Origin of the sequence: Leptospirillum ferrooxidans C2-3 (assembly GCF_000284315.1) — a bacterium.
In the GTDB taxonomy this organism is placed as follows: Bacteria; Nitrospirota; Leptospirillia; order Leptospirillales; family Leptospirillaceae; genus Leptospirillum; species Leptospirillum ferrooxidans.
The window spans coordinates 1,808,570-1,827,634 of record NC_017094.1; the positions used below are offsets into that span (position 1 = coordinate 1,808,570).

Genomic DNA, 19,065 nt, shown 5'->3' on the forward strand with positions numbered 1-19,065 from the left:
TCTTTTTTTACCGGCCGTTTTCCAAAGCTAGAAAGGCCATTTCCAGTCGGTGATTTCCGGCCGGTCAAGACCTTCCTCCCTCGCATAGTTCAAGTGGTCGGTAATCTGATCCTTTAGCCACTCCTTGACATGGGCACCTGTGCATTGAAGGCGCGGAACCCGGTCGATAACATCGATCGCCAGATTGAAGCGGTCAATCTGGTTCGCAATCGCCAATTGCAAAGGGGTGTTCAGTCCTCCCTGCTCCTTGTATCCGCGCACGTGAAGGTTCCCATGATTTTTTCTCCTGTAGGCCAATTTATGAATAAGTGACGGATAACCATGGAAATTGAAGATGATTGGCTTGTCCATCGTAAAAAGGCTGTCAAAGTCCCTGTCCGAAAGTCCGTGCGGATGCTCCGATTCGGGCAGAAGCTTGAAGAGATCGACAACATTCACAACCCGGATCTTGAGATCCGGAAAATGCTCACGCAAAATGGCCACTGCAGCGATCGACTCGATCGTCACCACATCTCCGGCACTCGCCATGACCACATCCGGCACACTACCCGTATCATTTGAAGCCCACTCCCAGAGACCGACACCTTTTGCACAATGGCGAACGGCGCTGTCCATATCCAGAAACTGGAGATGGGGCTGTTTATCCGCCACAATCACATTGATGTAATCAGTACTTTTCAGGCAGTGATCCGCCACCGACAAAAGACAGTTTGCATCCGGAGGAAGGTAGACTCTTGTGACATAAGGGCTTTTGTTCGAGATGACATCAATGAACCCCGGATCTTCATGGGTAAAACCATTATGATCCTGACGCCAGACCGTTGAACTCAACAAAATATTCAACGAAGAAATAGGCGCACGCCAGGGAACCTCCGTCTTGCATTTTTCAAGCCATTTGGCATGTTGATTGACCATCGAGTCAATAATATGGGCAAAGGCTTCATAAGTGTTAAAAAAACCGTGCCGTCCCGTCAGGAGATATCCCTCGAGCCACCCTTCCAGGGTATGCTCGCTCAACATCTCCATCACATGACCGTTTTTTGAAAGCTCGGAGCCGTCGGCATCTTCCGGAAGGATATCAGCCATCCAGGCTTTTTGGGAAGCTTCATAGACAGCGTTCAAACGATTCGAAGCGGTTTCATCAGGCCCCATCAAACGAAAATTGTCAGGGTTTTCACGAAAGACATCCCGGAAAAACTCCCCCAACACTGTGGTATTTCCCAGATACTTTGTTCCTGGCTTGGAAAATGTGGCCTGATAGTTTCGATAATCGGGAAGTCGTAGCGGTTTTCTCAAAAGTCCACCGTTGGCAAGGGGATTCGCGCTCATTCGCTTGTTTCCTTTCGGGGCAAGATCCCTGAACTTTTGAAAAAGTTGACCGTTCTGGTCGAACAACTCTTCTGGCCTATAGCTGGACAGCCATTCCGAAAGGATTTTCAAATGAGCGGGATTGCTCTCCACATCAAGGATAGGAACCTGGTGGGCCCTCCAGAAACCCTCAATCTTGTGGCCATCAAGAGTTTTTGGTGCAGTCCACCCCTTGGGTGTTCTTAAAATGATCATCGGCCAACGAGGGCGGCGACAATCCCCAGCGTCCCGGGCACGACGCTGGATCGAACGAATCTCCCGAATACACCGGTCGAGCGTTCTGGCCATCGTCCGATGCATCTCCATCGGGATATCCCCCTCCACAACATAAGGGGAATATCCATATCCGATAAAAAGACTTTTCAGCTCTGAAGGGGAAATGCGGGAAAGGATTGTTGGGTTAGCAATCTTGTACCCGTTGAGGTGAAGGATCGGAAGTACGGCTCCGTCTTGTGCCGGGTTCAAGAACTTGTTCGAGTGCCAGGAGGTGGCCAAAGGGCCTGTTTCGGCTTCTCCGTCACCCACAACAGCTGTCACGATCAGGTCCGGATGATCGAACGCCGCTCCAAACGCATGGGACAGGCTGTATCCGAGTTCCCCGCCCTCATTGATCGACCCGGGCAGTTCGGGAGTACAGTGGCTGCCTACTCCGCCAGGACTTGAAAATTTTCGGAAAAACTGCCGGAGACCTTCGATATCCTGTCCACGATCCGGATAAACCTCGGAATAGGTCCCCTCAAGGTAGGCATTGGCAAGGCTCGCAGGCGCTCCATGTCCAGGTCCACTGATATACATCATATTGAGATTCTGTTCGTGTATCAGCCGGTTGAGGTGGACCCAGATAAAACTCTGTCCGGGATCGGATCCCCAGTGGCCCAGAAGGCGCCTTTTGATATGAGATGGTGCGAGAGGTTCCCTAAGAAGCGGGTTCTCCCTTAAATACAGCATCCCGAGAGACAGATAGTTTGCCGCGCGCCAATAGCCATCAATACCTTCAAGATCCAAAGGACTCAACTCTTTTGCCATGACTCCTCCTTTAGGATTCCATAAAACCCATAAAAGATCACTCAGAAAAAACGATTTCCTTCACACCGGTTTTATATCTCTGGGTTTTCTAGAAAAGAGACCTTGCTGCCTTGGAAATTCCCTCTGATGCCATTGGATGTTGGTCGGCAAAAGAAGCAAGGTCCATGGCTGACAGTCCGGCAGAAACGGCGAGGCCGATCTCCCCGATTAAATTTTCCGCATCGATTCCGACGACATACCCTCCCAAAAGTTTCAGTGTTTCAGAATGGAAAAAAAGATGGATCCCACCGGCGGTTTCCCCAAAAATCTGGGCTCGAGAATCTTCCTCGAAGAAATACGTGGCTCTTTTAAAGGGGATAGAACGCTCCTTCAGGATTGATGGCGTCAATCCCACATAAGAAGCTGCCGGCAGGGTAAAAACCGTTGTTGGCACCGATCCAAAATCCATCCTGTCAGAAGCATGCTCTCCCCCCATGATCTGATGTGCGCAGACCAGAGATTGCCTGACCGCCGCATGAAAAAGGGGTGTTCTCCCATTCACATCCCCACACGCGAAAACATGAGGCACATTCGTTCTCATCCGGTCATCGACTTCAATTCCTCTGGGGCCCATAACAACCCCTGCCTCCCTCGCACCATCCGGGATGACCGGACGCCTCCCCGCCGCCATAAAAACCATCTCGGCGGAAATATCGACCTCCGTCTGATTGTGACGATATTTCACTCTCTTTTTTCCCTCTGATTGAGATGTAACCGAAAGAACCTGTGCAGAAAGAACCGGAGTAATCAGGGAGGAAAGTTGGGGCACAAGCATTGAAACGATTTCGGAATCAATTCCCGGAAGCAGTTGATCTCCAAGCTCAAGAACCGTAACAGATGATCCGAATGCCGCAAAGAATGTTGCCGTTTCAAGTCCAACATAGCCACCCCCGATCACAATCACCGAAGACGGACATGAATGAATGGCAGAATTCATTTTATAAAGATCATGGCTTGTCAGACACAAGTTGGCACCGGGGATCGGAGGAATAAAGACATCTGAACCGCTTGCGATCAGAATATGTTTTCCCCTAAACAGTCTTTCCCCATCATCGGTCAAAACGGAAATATCGTGCTTGGAAACCATTTTGGCTTTCCCTTTCAAAAGGGAAAGCCCCGGAGTTCTGGATAATTCCCCGTCATGCTGCTGATAACGCACTTTTTGAACGGAATCCTTGTGGTTCATCATCCGCTCAAAATCGAGAACCAGATCACCCTTGAGTCCAAAGGAAGAAAATCGCCGTTGTCGCTCCCAATGTTCAGCAACCTCTCGAACAGATTTCGAGGGCACACATCCTTCAGCCAGACAATTCCCGCTCATCACTCCCTTGGAATCAACCATCAGGATCTTCAATCCCAAGCGTGCCAGTCTAAAAGCAGCAGGATAAGCTCCACCGCCAGCACCAATCGTGATCAGGTCATAATCCATCTTATCCCCACCTTTTCCTCAACCCAAAAAATTCCGAATGAGCGATTCCCGAAAGCCCCCCCTTGATCATAGAGGAAAGATCACGAACTGAACACCAGTATAAGACTTGAGCATCAGAATCGGAAAATAATGATTTTTATGGTTCCCATTTCTGCCAGTCATGGATTAACCACCAATCGATGGAGGAAATGACTGTGCTTTGGGACAATGTCCTTGCCCTTAGACCCGACTAGCGTTAGAATGGATAAATTATGTTTGATCAGGAGAAAAGACAGTGACCATTTTTTTCGGAGCCGCAGAGCCCAGATGACTTCCTCACCGGCCACACCCCCCAAAAGAGATTCCAAAGAACATGGTGAGCAGAGTCGCCATGCTTCAAAAAATATTGATTCTTCTGCCGCGCCAAACCCGAAGGATGGGCAAAGCCCATATCAGGAGTTGCCGGATGAGGCTTTCTTCCAGCCTTCAAAGCCAAGGGAGGAGCCTGGCTTTTCACCTACAGCGGTTGCCGTCTATATTGTTGTCGGTCTTTTATTGGTTGCCGGAATCGGCGGATCGATCGTGGGACTCTCCGGAAAGCCCCTTTTTGGAAAACACAAGATTGTTTCGGAAAGAAGCATCAGTACCAGAACAACATTTCAAAGCATACAGGGTGTTGACTGGAACATGAACATCCAGATGATGCTTTCCCCTTCGGTGGCCTACTTCAAGATCCATCTGACAGGAAAATCACCAATCAAGTATCAGATTCTCGGAGCCCATTACAAAATTGGAAACGGATCAATCATTCCGCTGAAACTTCCTCCGACATACCTTCTGTTTGAGCCGATTGCTCCTGGTGAAACATCGGAAAGAACGTTGTGGCTGGGCGGCTCTCCTGTTGATTCGATTACCCTGGACATCAGAGTAGACGATGGCCATGAAGTGAAAAGCGCCAACCTGACCTTCGACTGACCCATTATACTGAGACAGCCCCCCTGACTCGCTCCATCAAATTCTCCTGTGAAATGGGGAACCCCACCTCCTTGTAACGGGCTGACAACCCTCGTTCAATCACAAGAGACGATGGCGGAACAGAGAGTATCTTCCCCAGAAACTTCAAGAGATGTTGATTCGCTTGACCCTCAATGGCTCTTGAGGAAAGATCGATATGAAACTCTTCATTGACAAGATAGAAGCGGTCAGTTTTTTTGCCTGGATGGACCCTGACAAACAACCTTGAACTGTTTTGATCTTTCCGAGAGCTCAAGAATCAGTCTCCGGCTCCCCCGTCCCCAAACTTCGGTCAGGATCCAGAAACAACCACTTTTCCTCAAGCTGGGAAAGTCCAGTCAAAAGCTTCTGGACATCTTGGCGGACACTTGAAAGCCCGAGTAACCACTCATCTCTTGTTCCCTCCATCTCCAGAACGGACCTCGCATGGACTGTTCTCGCCTCGTCAAGAATACGGGAAGCTTCCTTGCGAGCTTCCTCGATCATCGACTCGGACTCTCGACGGGCCGACTCCCTGAGTGACTCGGCTATTTGCTCGGCCTTTAAAAGAGTCGATCCCAACAATGCTTCTTTTCCCGAAAGATCCCCTGAGCGGGCGGAAAATTCTGCAATTCTTTCTTCAAAACCACGCCGTTCATCCAGAAGCTCCGTCATTTCCGCTATAACTTGGGCCAGAACAGCATCGACCTCCTTAGGCTCGTAACCACGAAAAGCCTTTGCAAACTCCATGTGCCTCAGTTCGTTGATACGATTATGGTCTATCATCAAAGAACCTCCTCAGAAATGGAAACCAGACTTCATCCGTTAAGATCAGGCTCAATATCAGTAGATAAAGTGCTGAAGAACCTGAATCAAAAAAATAACGATCAACGGCGAGATATCCATTCCTCCTAGTTTTTCTGGAGGAACAAGTTTCCGGATCGGAGCCAGAACAGGCTCGGTCAACATCTCGAGGAACCTTACAACAGGGTGGGACCGATCGGGAAGAACCCATGAAATCAGGGCGCGTATGATCACGATCCAGGAATATAAATAGAGAAGCCGGTAAAGCAGCATTGACAATCCTCTCCTTGATGAACTGCATATTGGTGCATAAATCAGTTTTTGGCTCCGGCAGAGCCGGAGGGATCTCCAGATAACTGTCTGGACTTTTTCACTGTAGCCGAAATGGACTCAATGAATGCCCCTCTGACAGCCCTGTCTTCAAGACTTGCGATTCCTTCAATCGTTGTTCCACCGGGGGAAGAGACATACCCCTTCAGCTCTGAAGGAGAACACCCGGAAAGGAGGAGTGTTCCCGTTCCCAAAAACATCTGGGCCACCAGAAGAGAAGCTGTCTCCCTCTTGAGACCAAACAATACCCCCGCATCGACAAGAGCGTCGCCAACGAGAGCCATAAGGCCCGGACCTGAACCCGCAAGAGCCGTCGCGATATCAAAATCCTTTTCCTCAAGAATGAGCGCTTTCCCCATCCGGGAAAAGAGGTCCAAGACAAGTCGTTCATCAGAAGACGTTGCCGTGGATCCCGGAGCAATCAGGGTCATGCCCTCTCCGGTTGTCAGTGCAAGATTAGACATGGTCCTGACCCATCGGAACTCCGGAGCATGCCGTTCAAGGAGTGCCAGAGTGATTCCTGCCATAACAGAAATCGCCAGAACAGGAGAAGAAAGGCGCTTCAGCTCTCCTGCCAATGATAAGAATCGGTCGGGCTTTACGGCCAGAAATATGATTTCAGGGAAACGTCCATTTTCAATGGCTTTTTCGACTGAAGAAAAGGTGGAAACAGCATAAAGGGAAGCAACCCGCTCCCTGGTGGCATCAGCCGGTTCAATGACCAGAAGATCTTTCTCCCGGCCCATCCCGGAAAAATACGCGTGAGCCCCTCTCAGAAAGGCTTCCCCCATTTTCCCGCATCCGATCACCCATATGGCCGAGGGGTTAGACAGGGTGTGATCTCCCAATGATTTCTTCCTTTCCAAACAGGATTGTTCCAAGGCGAACCTGTGTGGAGCCCGCCCGAACCGCCTCCAGATAATCTCCACTCATCCCCATGGAAAGAGTGTCCACCGTTGAACATTGTCCGGATAGCCAATCGAAAAGCCTCCTCCCCCCATCAAAGATCCGGATCGTCTCAGACAGGTCTCCCGAAGGAGATGGAGGAACCCCCATAACGAGGAGTCCCTTGAGAACAAGTGACCCATACTTTGAAATCGCGTCCAAAAGGACAGGAAGGGAGTCAGGCGACACACCGCTTCGACCAGGGATCCCGGAGAGATCGAGCTCTACAAGTATATTCTGGAAAACACCATACTGAAGAGCCATTTGATTCAGGATTGGCAAAATATTCTCCCGGTCAACGCTTGAGATCAGGTTGACAGGAAAACCTTTGTCTTTTGTCGATCTTCGCTGAAGGGCCCCAATGAAGTGAAAAGGGATACCCTTTCCGGCATTGCCCAGTAGCGCAAGCCTTGCCGAGAGCTTTTCCCATCGGTTCTCCGCAAGGGGAAGATGCAAGGACGACATTGCAAGGAAATCATTATCGGATGCCGCCTTCGTTACTGCCACAACCTCCACGGCAGATGCATCTCCCCGAGCGGAGGACTCAACTGCGATCAGCTCACGAATCAGTCCGAGTCGAATGGAGAGAATCTCTTCTCGGGTCACGTTGCGGATTGAATCCAATTGATCATGGAACGGCCACTCCTCAAGGATCCCTGTCTACGATGAGAGAAAAAAAGCTCAGGGTGACAGATCGTGCACAGATCGATCGAACCTGTCTGGCTCGAAGGAACTCCAGCAGAAGCGAGCTGGTGAAGAACCAGTCCAGGAAGGTCAAAATGGTTCGGATGTGCCTTCCGGCCCAAAAAGTCCGGATAGCGGGACAATGCTTCAGAATGAACCTCCGGACCGACCTCATAACAACAACGACCCGCTGATGGCCCCAGAACAACAAGAAGGTTGGAAGGTGGTACATTTCCCTCTTTTTTGAGGCGCTCAAGAGCTTCGGTGACAATTCCCCTTACCGCACCCCGCCATCCGGCGTGAACGGCGCTCACAACCCGCCCCCCCTTGTCGGCAAACAAAACAGGGAGGCAATCTGCCGTCCAGATCCCGATTCTTGTTCCCGGGGCCTCGGTCCATAGACCATCCGCCTCAAAAGCAGCGTCCCTGTTTTCATCCACCCTTCTTACATCCACCCCATGGACCTGACGGGCTGTTAGTGGCCTGCTCGCAGGATCCTTGGAAAGAGCAAGTCCAAAACCATGTTCAATCCCGTATGAAGACAGGAGTGGATGGCGAAGGTACACTAGGCATCTCCCCTCTTTCTCCATATGGCCGGAGTATCAATATGCGCCGGATCGAACTCTGCCTGATCCTCGCCATCATCCTTCTCACCAGGAAGCTTGTTGACCACAGGCGTCTGCCTCCTGAGGTAGGCGGGAATCGCCTGGAGTGCCTCAGGATCAATCTCCCCGGAAGAAGCCAAAGGTTCGGAGATCGGAAGTGTTTCGGACTCCGGAGGGTCAAAACCTGCCGCAATCACAGTGATATGGATAGCCTCCTGGGGAGACTCATCAACCACTGTTCCAAAAATGATATTGAGTCCCTTCTGACCTTCCTCCTGGATAAGATTTGAAGCTTCCATCACCTCATGGAGAGTCATGTCTGATCCTCCGCTGAAGTTCACCAGAACACCTCTTGCGCCCCTTATGGAAGCCTCTTCCAAAAGGGGACTGTTGATCGCGTTTCTGGCGGCTTCAACGGCCCTCTTTTCTCCGGTCCCTGATCCGATTCCCATAACGGCACGGCCCATTTTGGACATCGTTGTCCGGACATCGGCAAAGTCCAGATTGATCAACCCGGGTTTCGTGATGATATCCGATATCCCCTGCACGCCCTGACGAAGGATATCATCTGCCGTCTTGAACGCATTTGTCAGGGGAACATCCTTGCCCACCACAGACATCAGCCGGTCATTGGGAATAACGATCAGTGTGTCCGAATTTTTTTTCAGATCCGCCAGCCCTTTTTGGGCATTAGCCTCTCTCTTTGGCCCTTCAAAGGAAAAGGGCCTGGTAACGACAGCAACGGTGAGGGCTCCAAGCTCCATTGCAACCTGAGAAACAACTGGTGCCGCTCCGGTACCGGTCCCACCGCCCATTCCCGCTGTGACAAAAACCATATCCGCACCCTTCAGGACATTCCGGATTTTGTCAATGTCCTCGAGAGCCGCTTTTCTGCCGATATCGGGGTTGGCTCCGGCACCAAGTCCACGGCTGGTTGCCCCGCCGATCTGGACCCTGTTTGCGGGAACCCTGTTCAATGCCTGAAGGTCCGTATTGACTGCAACAAACTCAACTCCCGACACTTCCGCCTGGATCATCGACAAAACAGCGTTGCATCCGCCTCCTCCGACTCCTACAACGATAATGCGAGCGTTCAAAAGACCGGACTGGTTATAGTCGATCATCGGCTTCTGGTCTTCCATCAGAACGATCCTTTCACATATGTTTTCATACCCGGGAATCCGGCTTATCTCGAAAACAAAATCCCTTGGGGCTCTCCATCAAATAATTTCCTTGATCCAGCTCCAGATGGAGCCAGCTGGCTTCTTCTCAGGAGGAGACAGGAGGACCTCCTGCTTTGGAGAATCCAATTCAGGAACCATCTCACCCCAATGATCCTTTGCGCAGAACAGAAGCCCCACCGCCGAAGAGTACTCCGGAAGAGATGCCCGATCCACCACTCCCTGAACACGGGACTCCACAGACCCGAGGGTAATATGAAGGGGAGACAAAACCTTCCGGGCAATTTCAACCATCTGCGGCATATTGCTCACGCCTCCCGTCAGGACAACCCCACGCTGAAGATACTGGATATCCACCTTCATCTCCTTGAGGCAGGCCACAACCCGCTCCAGAATCTCGACGAGCCTGGCCTCAACAATTTCGACAACCTCCCTGGAAGGCGCATCGAGAGCCTCAACAGCCCCTTCGGTCCCGTCGGGGCCTGGTTCGGCAGGAGAGAGTCTTGAAAGCGTCTGGATCTTGATCCTCTCGGCCTCTTCCTGGGAAACACGTCGAACAATAGCCAGATCCCGAGTCATATTGATGCCACCCAGAGGAATGACCCGCACCCCGACAATGGCCCCATTGACATAAACCGCAACATTGGTTGTTCCGCCACCGATATCGACCAAAACAACCCCAAGCTCTTTGTCATCCTCGGAAAGAACAACCCTCGCACTGGCAAGAGGATGAAGGATCAGATCACCATCCGATACCGAAAGCCCGGCCCGTTCGACTGTTCTCTTCAGGTTGGCAATGACCATTTCCGACCCTTTGATCACATGGACCGACGCCTCAAGCCGATTGCCGACCATCCCGATGGGATTGGGAATTCCGGAAAGGTCGTCTATTGTGTAGGATTTCGGAATAACGTGCAGGATTTCCGATACAGGCCGGTTCACCATTGAACGGGCTTCCTGCATGACCTTTTCTATATCCGGAAGCTGAACTTCCCGGTCCCTCAATGCCACGATCACACGCTGATCGGTCCCAACCACTTCGCCACCGGCAAAACCGACAACAACCTTCTTCACCGGCCTTCCAACAACCCTGACCACCTGATCCAGCGCCCGGTTGATTGCAGATACAGCCTGCTGGACATCAACGATCGTCCCATTTCTGATAAAATTTCCTGTAGGAGCAACTCCCACAGAAACAATCTCGAACAAGTTGTCTTCGAGCGCATTTCCGACGATCGCAACAACCTTCGTCGAACCGAGATCAAGAGCCGCATACAGAGACGTTTCCGGAAAATGTTGCGATTCCTTCAATTCCATAAGAATACCACCCTCATCATCATTACACTTTTCCCCACCGATTTCCCCAGAAAGAACCATCAGGACCGCTTATGATATCAACAACAAGACCGGGTGATTTTCTCACACCTTCAAAATGATCACAACTTTTTTCTGGGTGCATGTTTTCCTGAAAGAGCTTTCTCTTCCACTCGCTGTCTCAAAAGGATCATTTTTGAAAACCGAAGATCGATCCCAAGAACAGCCCCCCCTTCCCCCACATTCAGGTGGCCTCCTGGATCCATAGGGTGCGTCTTGAAGAATCTGGCGAGCATTCGGAATGGATCGCATGATTTTCCTTCCGGAAGAACCAGATAGTAAGAAGCATGGTCAGGAAGCATCCTGATTTCATGTTTCCCCAGAAAAACGAATGTCTTTCCTTCGGGAGCACCGTGATCCTGGCATTTCCGTTCTCTCCGGATCGTTTTGAGCACACGTTCACCATCCCCAAGCTTGAGTGGTGTCTGGAGAATGACCTCAGGAAGACTTCTGAAACGGGAAACGGACAACCCCGTCACAACTTTTCCTGTCGGAAGCAGATAGGGTAGGATTTTGGGTTGTCCCCATGGAAAAGAAGGCTGTCCGGGAGAAAATATTGTTGGAGGACGGAGAATCGCTTCAGGCTTCTGCAAATCAACAATAACGGAACCACCACCCCATGGCTGACGAACAAGAGCCGCAGTCCTGACCCAGGGATGATGCAAGACCCATAAGCGAATTGTCTCATTCGATCCCATTCTGGAGATGGGATCTGGACCTATCCAGAAAGCCACCGACCGCTCTGATACAGCCACTCCCCCTTTCAGGACAAGATGAAAGGCTTTTGATGAAGTGCGGCGGTTCGGGGATGGCAGGAAGATCAGGATCGCGAGAAACAGGAAAAAGATGAGGACGAGAATCCACCGCCCCTTCCCTCTCATACTACCCTTAAGAATTAAGGGAGCAGTGTTTGGGGCAGGATCACCCATCTTTTACTGTTTGAGTTGTGAAACGGGAGCACTATCAAGACATGCCCCATTTAATATGCGGCAGACCAGGTCAGGGAAAGGAATTCCCATCCCCATGGCAATCTCGGGCAAAAGCGATGTTTTCGTCATTCCGGGAAGAGTATTCATCTCCAGAACAACGACATCCCCACTCGGCAGAAGGATTGTGTCAAGCCGCGCAACCCCCCTCAGATCCAAAAGATCCCAAGCCACACTTGCCGCATGATGCAAGGCTTTTTCTTCCGGCTCTGTAACCGCAGCCGGAAAAAGATGGCGGGATCCGCCGGGCTGATATTTTGAGGAAAAGGTATAAAAAGGCTCTTTGGGATCAGGAACAACCTCAATAATGCCAATCGGTTCTCCGAACAAGAGACCCACCTGAATTTCGCGCCCGACAAGAAAAGGCTCCACGAGCACTTTAGAGGAATGCGACATCGCATCAGAAATGGCATCTCGAAGACATTCAGGAGAATCCACCTTCAAAATCCCGATCGATGAACCGGCTGACTCCGGCTTGACGATCACGGGATACGGAAAAGGAAGGGCCAGATCCCGGGGGAAATCTTTCGAGGAAAATTCAAGTGTTTCCGGCACGACAAGCCCTCCGGAACGAAACAGTTTCCTGGACACACTTTTGCTCATTCCAAGTGCGGACCCAAGGACTCCGGTCCCGGTATAGGGAATCTCCATCACTTCAAGCAATCCCTGAAGCGCTCCATTTTCCCCTTTTCCTCCATGAGTTGCCAGAAAGCAGGCATCAGGATGAAACTCCGATAGAAGCGCCGGCAGTCCTGGCCCGACTTCCATTCCCCTCGCAACCACTGAAAGGCTGGACAAAACAGACAGAACACCTTCGCCCGTCATTCTTGAAACTTCCGCCTCAGGAGAATCTCCTCCGTAAAGAACCGCTACCCGACCGAACCTTGAAACCACGAATCATCCCCTTGAAAATACCGTTGAACAATCGGTTGAAACACTCACGATGTGACAGACTAAAACAGTGTTTGGACTTCCGGAACCAAAAGGAATCCCGTAAGAGTCTTGACCCTTTGGCGAACTTCCTCCATCAGGTCAAGAAATTCTGCTGCCGTTCCGTATCCTTCATTGACAAAAAAATTACAGTGCTTGCGACTGATGCTGATGCCCCCTTTCTGGACTCCCTTCAATCCGGAGATTTCGATAAGGTGGCCAGCATGGTCTGATTGGGGATTTCTGAAAACCGATCCCAGACTCGGTCGATCAAGAGGCTGACGTTCATTTCTTCTTATCAGGGATTCCTTCCCTTTCTCCTGCAAAACAGCAGGATCAGAAGCCTCTCCTGACAAAAGGACATCCAGAATCACCCCACACTCCGGAGCTTCACCCGAAAAAATCGAATGGCGGTAAGAAAAGTCAAGATCATCCCCTGAAAGGGTGGTAATAACACCCTCTGGTGAGACAACACGAACCTTCTTTACGATGCGGGAAAAATCCCCCTCCGGAGTACCAGCATTCATAGCGACACCACCCCCGACTGTTCCCGGGATCCCGGCCATAAAAGAAAATCCGGACCGTCCGCTAAAAGCAGCCACTTTGGAGAGGTAAGGCATAGAAACACCCGCCTGGGCCAGAAAACTCCCATCCGGAAGAACCGTCAACACTGTCAGTCGTTTTGTACTAACGACCGTTCCCGACAGACCTGCGTCCGAAAAAAGAATATTCGAGCCTTTCCCAAAAAAACGCAGGGGAGAGGGCAGTGATCCCGATGCGACATCTGCCAGAATTCGAGAAAGATCATCAAAAGACTCAGGAAGAAAGAAATACTCCGCCGGACCACCGATCCGGATCGTCGAATGCCTTGAAAGATTCTCTCTCCTGAGCCCCGTTATCGCCCCTGAATTTGTCATGAAATTCGGCTGACACTCCTGACCATGTCCAGATATTCCTGACCCAGGCTTGTAATATCTCCGGCTCCAAGGGTCAGAAGAACATCACCAGACCGAACAATCTCGGATAGGAATGCCGGCAACCGCTGGCGATCCCCTTCAAAAAGCACGCGATCAGCCCCCATTACCTTCTGAGTCTCTTCACAAAGGGATCTTCCGGTCACCCCGGGAATCGGCTTTTCTCCCGCGCCATAGACTTCAGTCAGTATCAGCAGGTTGGCCTTCAGGAAAGCGTGGGCAAAGCGGGACTGAAGATCTCTCGTCCTGCTGTAACGATGCGGCTGAAAAACAACCACAAGCCTTCTGTCGGGAAAGCTTTGTTTTGCAGCAGATAGAGTTGCCTCAATTTCCGTCGGGTGATGGCCATAATCATCAACAATCAGGACACCCGACTCTTCACCCACTATAGTAAATCGTCTCCCGACTCCCCGGAATCGGGAGAGTCCTTCGCGGATTTCCGACATGGGCATTCCCAGTTCCCGCCCAACACCAATGGCCGCAAGAGAATTAATGACATTATGACGGCCAGGAACTTCCAGTGAAAAAGATCCCCATTTCTCGCCATGTCCTTCCACCGAGAAGGTTGAGGAAAGACCATTCACCACAATTCCCTCGGCACCACCCACCACACGAATCATGGCATCTGGGCTCGCCCCATAAGTAATCACACGACGACTGACATTCCCGATCAACTCCCTGACGCCAGGATCGTCTATGCAGGCAAAGACCTTCCCATAAAATGGAACATGATTCATGAACTCCAGAAACGCCGCCTTGAGACGATCATAGGAACCATAAAAATCCATGTGCTCCTGATCGATGTTCGTAACGACGGAGATGATTGGCGGAAGCTTCAGGAAGGATCCATCGCTTTCATCAGCTTCTGCAACAAAAAAAGAGGATTTTCCCACTCTTGCATGAGCCCCGAAATGATGGACACGACCACCGACAACACATGTCGGATCCAAATTTCCGAGATAAAGGAGAGTCGAGATCATCGAAGTTGTTGTCGTCTTTCCATGAGAGCCGGCAACACAAACCCCGACAGTCCCTCTCATCAGCTCGCTCAGCATTTCTCCCCGATGGACAATAGGAATACCCCGTTTCCGAGCCTCCTGAACCTCAGGGTTCTCCGAGGAAATAGCTGTTGAAACAACAACCGCATCCACATCGCCCACATTCTCGGCTCTTTGTCCAAGATAAACTGTGGCGCCAAGCTCCGAAAGCCTTCTGGTCAAATCTGTCTGGTAGCTGTCTGATCCCGTAACACGAAACCCCTTCGCCAAAAGAATTTCTGCAATGGGAGCCATCCCGTTTCCACCGATTCCCACTAAATGAAGCGATTTGACCATGTATCTAAGCATACACCTATTCTCCCTCGTTCAGTCAGGAACAGCCCCCACCACCACGGCGGCCAAGCTGCCCCCAAGCAATTGCCATTATGGATTAATTTTCAGGCATTGGAAAGATTTCCCCATATTGGTGATAGCCGTTCCAACCATCGATCCACCATAACCGCCGGAGTATTGAGGCGGGCATTCTCCCCGGTTTTTGAAAGCAGGTCCGGATTGGACAATACATTGATCAAAAAATGGGAGAACCCTGATTCCTGGATAAGGGATTCTCTCCATATCCACCCACCCGAGCAGTTGGCGATGATTTCGGCATTTCGCCTCTGATGGTCACCAATAGCATGCGGATAAGGAATATAAACTGCCGGAGCGCCAGCTGCGGTGACCTCGGTCACGGTCATCGCTCCGGAACGGCAGATCACAAGAGATGCCGTGCGGTAATATTCCGGCAAGTTTTCCAGAAAGCCGCAGACATCAACCTCAAAAGGGGCCCCGTTGTATGCGGAGCGAGTCATCTCAAGCCATTTTTCTCCACTTTGATGGACAACCGAAAAAGCGGGAACTCCGGGCTTCCCGTAAAGATCGGAGAGTATCCTTGGTATTCCTTCATTGAGAGCTCTGGCACCCTGGCTCCCCCCCACAACAACAATCCTTAGAGGCTCCCGGAATCGTTCAACTGAGCCAACATCAGGAATCCCCCGGACCGGAACGCCTCCATATGGAGCATCCTGGTGGATTGTCGATATGATCTGGGCAAAGGGGGACAAGATCCTGTTCGACCAACCCGAAACCGCGTTGGGTTCAAGAAGGACTACCGGAACGCCAGAAAAACCGGCAGAAACAACCCATGGAATCTGGACATATCCTCCGGTACCGATCAAAAGATCGGGAGAAAATGCCCTGATCTGCAGACTGGCTTTCCTGATCGCTCCGGGAAGAATCCCCAGCGCACGAACTTTTTCACTCACCCCCTTTCCAGCAAAACCTGTTACTTTGAGTGGCGAGAAAGGAATGGAGCGATTCTTCGCCTGTCGTTCCTCAAGGCTATCAGGCGCACCAGCATAAAGGACCGCAACCCCCCTTTTCCGTGCTTCATCCAGAATGGTTATAGCAGGGATGACATGGCCCCCCGTCCCCCCACCCGTCACCAAAAGTCGTCGAACACGTTCAAGAGGGAACCTTTTAGCGGCCATGAACCGGAACTTCCGGATGAGTGATCGCCTCCCCGACAGGAGCTGTGGCAAGCTCACGGGCATCTTTCCCTGAGAATCTGGACACAGAAAGGATGATTCCCACACCGATCGCATTTGAAAGCAATGAAGAGCCACCAAAGGACAGGAAAGGCAGAGGAATTCCCTTTGTCGGGAAGAGACCGGTTACAACGCCCATGTTGAAAATGGCCTCAACTCCGATTGACAGAGTAAATCCCTGTGCCAGAATCCTCCCCAAAAAATCCGGGGCTTTTCCGGCAATACTCATTCCCCTGAAAAAGATCAGCAGGAAAAAAAACAGGATCATGAGCGTTCCGATAAGCCCAAATTCTTCCCCCACCAACGCAAAGATAAAATCCGTCCCCGGCTCAGGAAGAATACCTCCCCCGACCCAGTCGTGGCCAAGCCCAAGCCCCGCAAGTCCTCCAGCCCCAAGCGCAACAAGAGACTGCCCTAGCTGGGTCGTAGCCGACGAAGCACTATGATGGGCCAGTGTGAAGTTATGGAATCGTTCAAGTGCATAGCGATGAAAAAACACAAATAACAAGGCGGCCGGAACGGTGATGCCAAGGATCTGGAACAATCTTTTCCATGAGAGACCGGCCAGAAAAAACATCGTTCCCAGAATCATGACCATAAATGCTGTAGAACCAAAATCCGGCTCTTTTAGCATCAGAGCGCAATAAATAGAGAGAGGAATACTGAAAATAAAGAGGGATTTCAAAGGAATCTCGAGGGGTCCAGACTGATCGGGAGAATCCTTGCGTTTCTGATACGCCTTGTTCAGAAGAACCGCAGCAAGAAAGATCATCGCATCGCGGGCAATCTCGGAAGGCTGAAGAGTCAACCCTGGAAGATGTATCCAGCGCCTTGCCCCGTTCATCACCATTCCAACATGGGGAACATACAAAAGCATCAACAGACCCAGTCCGGACATATAGACCAGAAACCGGTGGCGGGACCAGAAATGGTAGTCAATCTTTGAGGTCACAAGCATTACGGCAATGGCCAAAAGGGCCGATATCATCTGCCGGTTAAAAAGGCGGAACGGTTGATTGGTGGCGATTGCAGCCGACATGACCATCCCGACTCCGACAAAGATCAAAAGGATCACACTGCAGATCAGGACAATGTCCATTTTTTGGGTCCGGTCAACACTGAAAGGGCCTGTTCCGTCCTGCCCATCCATTGTTTCAGTTTTTTCAGGGTCTTCTATCTTTTTCGGAACACCCGTATGGCAAGTTGAGTCCTGAACCATCAAGCCCCTCCCCTATAGACTCCGAGAGCTTCCCTCACCAGCATGGCAAAGGCATTTCCACGCTCTTCATACCCGTGGAACATGTCATAGCTTGAACAACCCGGCGAAAGAAGGACCGTGTCTCCCTCTCGCCCTTTCGATAAGGCGACATCGACAGCCATTTTCATGCTTGAAACCGGAATCGTTTCACAAAAGGAGGAAAGGGACTTTGCAATCACCTCCCTTGACTCTCCAAGAACAATCAGCACCCTGACAAGATCCTTGACCGGAGAGGCCAGTGGAAAATAGGAAGCACCCTTGTCACGTCCACCCATAATCAGGATCAGAGATCTTGCATCTGCATCATCTCCGCCCTTGTTCCCGCTCTTCACTGAAAACCCCTTAAGGGCCATCAATGTCGCATCCACATTTGTTGCCTTGGAATCATTGATGAAACAGATGCCATTTTTTTCTGCTATGACTTCCATCCTATGGGGGAGCCCTCTGAATCCGGACAGACTTTCCAAAAGCAATGTCTTTTCTGGAAACGGCATATCTCCGGAGTCCTGGCCTCGAACTTTCCCAATTTTTCGCTGCTCATTTAAAAAAATCAGCGTTCCCAAAAGACTGGCTGCAAGATTTTGGCGATTTCCAAGACCCGGCAAAGAAAAGCCGTCAAGCTGCCATATCTCTGTTTCTCCCTTTTGTCCGGGGAATCCCGAGACTCTTCCGGTCTTTCCGTCTTCCGATAGAAGAAAGACCGGAGCTTCTTCAACAGGAAGTTCCGGAGAGGCTCCTTTCCGGCTCGCAAAGAAAAAGGCCGGTCGACCGGGAGTTTTTCGGAGAGGGTAGAGTCCTGACTCCGGATCACCGTTGAACACAGTAAAATGAGATGGTGAAATTCCTCGAAATGACTGCCACTTTGCCCGTCGATACGCTTCCTCTGAAGGATGGCGGTCAAGATGATCAGGAGTAATATTCAGAAAAAGATGGACAACAGGATCGAACCAGGATCTGACAGGACTCATGGTTTCTGCCTGAAAGCTCGATATTTCGACAACGCCAGCATCATACTCAGGAGACAACTCTTGTGCGATTCTCTTGCGTTCCGACAGAACCGCCTCCGAAAGGGGCGTACCAAAGTTCCCTCCGAGGAAAACCGATAGACCGCATGCTCTTAGAAAATGAGCCGCCAGTGCAGATGTTGTCGATTTTCCATTTGTTCCCCCCACGGCAAGAAGTGGAAAGGGAGAAAGTGCCGAAGCCCATTCCAGCTCTCCAATCACCCTGCTGTCATATTCAGGGACCGCAAGCCCTGACCACTTTTCAGGGGGAAGGCCCGGGCTGACAATCACCTTCGTGGCTGTTCCGAAGTCGAGCGGCTTCAGGATTTTTCCAAGGTCTAGATGAATGCCCTCTTTTGATAGCTGCTCCTTGAGGAGAGGAGAAAGACAGTCGATGTTCTCGTCCTTCAATGTCACATCCCCACCAAGATAAACAGCCAGCCTGGCCGCAGCTATCCCTGATCGTCCCGCTCCAAGCACCATGACCTGTTCTTTTTCCTTGGGAGTCGCTTCTTCCTGATTGACTGAAATCTTTGAAAGCATTCGTGTCTCCGAAACAGCCATTGCTTATC

At 50.9% G+C, this 19,065-nt stretch carries 18 protein-coding genes; 1 reads left to right on the forward strand and 17 read right to left on the reverse strand.

Annotated features, from left to right (window positions below; translation table 11 throughout):
* Window positions 1-27 precede the first annotated feature (27 nt).
* Together LFE_RS09145 and LFE_RS09150 are read right to left on the reverse strand one after the other, a co-directional pair.
* Window positions 28-2,394, reverse strand: a complete 2,367-nt coding sequence (locus tag LFE_RS09145) for a phosphoketolase family protein (RefSeq protein WP_014449935.1) — start codon at window positions 2,392-2,394, stop codon at window positions 28-30.
* Window positions 2,395-2,482: 88 nt separating this feature from the next.
* On the reverse strand, window positions 2,483-3,862 hold the full coding sequence (locus LFE_RS09150; RefSeq protein ID WP_014449936.1) for a dihydrolipoyl dehydrogenase: 1,380 nt from the start codon (window positions 3,860-3,862) through the stop codon (window positions 2,483-2,485).
* Window positions 3,863-4,168: 306 nt separating this feature from the next.
* On the opposite strand from LFE_RS09150, the gene LFE_RS09155 reads away from it, so the two are divergent.
* Window positions 4,169-4,816 (forward strand): hypothetical protein, encoded by a 648-nt coding sequence (locus LFE_RS09155; protein ID WP_014449937.1) that lies wholly within the window; start codon window positions 4,169-4,171, stop codon window positions 4,814-4,816.
* 4 nt (window positions 4,817-4,820) lie between these two features.
* Here LFE_RS09155 and LFE_RS09160 read toward each other — a convergent pair whose 3' ends face one another.
* The 15 genes from LFE_RS09160 to murD form a co-directional block, all read right to left on the reverse strand.
* Window positions 4,821-5,111, reverse strand: a complete 291-nt coding sequence (locus tag LFE_RS09160) for a DUF167 domain-containing protein (protein ID WP_050989517.1) — start codon at window positions 5,109-5,111, stop codon at window positions 4,821-4,823.
* The gene (locus LFE_RS09165; protein WP_014449939.1) at window positions 5,108-5,620 is read right to left on the reverse strand and encodes a DivIVA domain-containing protein; all 513 of its coding nucleotides are present in this window, start codon (window positions 5,618-5,620) and stop codon (window positions 5,108-5,110) included. The genes LFE_RS09160 and LFE_RS09165 overlap by 4 nt, the downstream gene beginning before the upstream one ends.
* 57 nt (window positions 5,621-5,677) lie before the next feature.
* Complete coding sequence (locus tag LFE_RS09170) at window positions 5,678-5,911, reverse strand: YggT family protein (RefSeq protein WP_014449940.1); 234 nt, start codon at window positions 5,909-5,911, stop codon at window positions 5,678-5,680.
* A 41-nt stretch (window positions 5,912-5,952) separates the two neighbouring features.
* Window positions 5,953-6,816 carry a pyrroline-5-carboxylate reductase gene (proC, locus tag LFE_RS09175; RefSeq protein ID WP_014449941.1) on the reverse strand — a complete coding sequence of 288 codons (864 nt, stop codon included), beginning with the start codon at window positions 6,814-6,816 and terminating at the stop codon, window positions 5,953-5,955.
* Window positions 6,794-7,519: an alanine racemase gene (locus LFE_RS09180; protein ID WP_014449942.1), complete on the reverse strand. Its 726-nt coding sequence runs from the start codon at window positions 7,517-7,519 to the stop codon at window positions 6,794-6,796. The genes proC and LFE_RS09180 overlap by 23 nt, the downstream gene beginning before the upstream one ends.
* Window positions 7,516-8,163, reverse strand: coding sequence for a peptidoglycan editing factor PgeF (gene pgeF / locus LFE_RS09185; RefSeq protein WP_014449943.1), 648 nt, complete (start codon window positions 8,161-8,163; stop codon window positions 7,516-7,518). Before pgeF ends, LFE_RS09180 begins: the two co-directional genes overlap by 4 nt.
* Window positions 8,163-9,326 (reverse strand): cell division protein FtsZ, encoded by a 1,164-nt coding sequence (ftsZ, locus tag LFE_RS09190; RefSeq protein WP_081495460.1) that lies wholly within the window; start codon window positions 9,324-9,326, stop codon window positions 8,163-8,165. Before ftsZ ends, pgeF begins: the two co-directional genes overlap by 1 nt.
* Before the next feature lie 96 nt (window positions 9,327-9,422).
* Window positions 9,423-10,760 (reverse strand): cell division protein FtsA, encoded by a 1,338-nt coding sequence (gene ftsA / locus LFE_RS09195; RefSeq protein WP_014449945.1) that lies wholly within the window; start codon window positions 10,758-10,760, stop codon window positions 9,423-9,425.
* Window positions 10,761-10,819: 59 nt separating this feature from the next.
* A complete protein-coding gene (locus LFE_RS09200; RefSeq protein ID WP_041774312.1) occupies window positions 10,820-11,638 on the reverse strand; it encodes a cell division protein FtsQ/DivIB in 819 nt (272 codons plus the stop codon).
* Between the two features lie 51 nt (window positions 11,639-11,689).
* Window positions 11,690-12,637: a D-alanine--D-alanine ligase family protein gene (locus tag LFE_RS09205; RefSeq protein WP_014449947.1), complete on the reverse strand. Its 948-nt coding sequence runs from the start codon at window positions 12,635-12,637 to the stop codon at window positions 11,690-11,692.
* 59 nt (window positions 12,638-12,696) lie between these two features.
* Window positions 12,697-13,590 carry a UDP-N-acetylmuramate dehydrogenase gene (murB, locus tag LFE_RS09210; protein ID WP_014449948.1) on the reverse strand — a complete coding sequence of 298 codons (894 nt, stop codon included), beginning with the start codon at window positions 13,588-13,590 and terminating at the stop codon, window positions 12,697-12,699.
* Window positions 13,587-14,993, reverse strand: coding sequence for a UDP-N-acetylmuramate--L-alanine ligase (gene murC, locus LFE_RS09215; RefSeq protein ID WP_014449949.1), 1,407 nt, complete (start codon window positions 14,991-14,993; stop codon window positions 13,587-13,589). Before murC ends, murB begins: the two co-directional genes overlap by 4 nt.
* A gap of 89 nt (window positions 14,994-15,082) precedes the next feature.
* Complete coding sequence (locus LFE_RS09220) at window positions 15,083-16,174, reverse strand: UDP-N-acetylglucosamine--N-acetylmuramyl-(pentapeptide) pyrophosphoryl-undecaprenol N-acetylglucosamine transferase (RefSeq protein WP_014449950.1); 1,092 nt, start codon at window positions 16,172-16,174, stop codon at window positions 15,083-15,085.
* Entirely contained in the window at window positions 16,164-17,450 is a 1,287-nt protein-coding gene (locus tag LFE_RS09225; RefSeq protein WP_014449951.1) for an FtsW/RodA/SpoVE family cell cycle protein, read from the reverse strand. Before LFE_RS09225 ends, LFE_RS09220 begins: the two co-directional genes overlap by 11 nt.
* Window positions 17,450-19,057: a UDP-N-acetylmuramoyl-L-alanine--D-glutamate ligase gene (gene murD, locus LFE_RS09230; protein WP_014449952.1), complete on the reverse strand. Its 1,608-nt coding sequence runs from the start codon at window positions 19,055-19,057 to the stop codon at window positions 17,450-17,452. Before murD ends, LFE_RS09225 begins: the two co-directional genes overlap by 1 nt.
* Window positions 19,058-19,065: the final 8 nt, after the last annotated feature.

Bases quoted from the DNA above. Each gene is read 5' to 3' on its own strand.
- LFE_RS09145 (WP_014449935.1), bottom strand. From the start codon at position 2,394: ATGGCAAAAGAGTTGAGTCCTTTGGATCTTGAAGGTATTGATGGCTAT.
- LFE_RS09150 (WP_014449936.1), bottom strand. From the start codon at position 3,862: ATGGATTATGACCTGATCACGATTGGTGCTGGCGGTGGAGCTTATCCT.
- LFE_RS09155 (WP_014449937.1), top strand. From the start codon at position 4,169: ATGACTTCCTCACCGGCCACACCCCCCAAAAGAGATTCCAAAGAACAT.
- LFE_RS09165 (WP_014449939.1), bottom strand. From the start codon at position 5,620: ATGATAGACCATAATCGTATCAACGAACTGAGGCACATGGAGTTTGCA.
- LFE_RS09170 (WP_014449940.1), bottom strand. From the start codon at position 5,911: ATGCTGCTTTACCGGCTTCTCTATTTATATTCCTGGATCGTGATCATA.
- ftsZ (WP_081495460.1), bottom strand. From the start codon at position 9,326: ATGATCGACTATAACCAGTCCGGTCTTTTGAACGCTCGCATTATCGTT.
- ftsA (WP_014449945.1), bottom strand. From the start codon at position 10,760: ATGGTTCTTTCTGGGGAAATCGGTGGGGAAAAGTGTAATGATGATGAG.
- LFE_RS09200 (WP_041774312.1), bottom strand. From the start codon at position 11,638: ATGAGAGGGAAGGGGCGGTGGATTCTCGTCCTCATCTTTTTCCTGTTT.
- murB (WP_014449948.1), bottom strand. From the start codon at position 13,590: ATGACAAATTCAGGGGCGATAACGGGGCTCAGGAGAGAGAATCTTTCA.
- murC (WP_014449949.1), bottom strand. From the start codon at position 14,993: ATGCTTAGATACATGGTCAAATCGCTTCATTTAGTGGGAATCGGTGGA.
- LFE_RS09220 (WP_014449950.1), bottom strand. From the start codon at position 16,174: ATGGCCGCTAAAAGGTTCCCTCTTGAACGTGTTCGACGACTTTTGGTG.
- LFE_RS09225 (WP_014449951.1), bottom strand. From the start codon at position 17,450: ATGGTTCAGGACTCAACTTGCCATACGGGTGTTCCGAAAAAGATAGAA.
- murD (WP_014449952.1), bottom strand. From the start codon at position 19,057: ATGGCTGTTTCGGAGACACGAATGCTTTCAAAGATTTCAGTCAATCAG.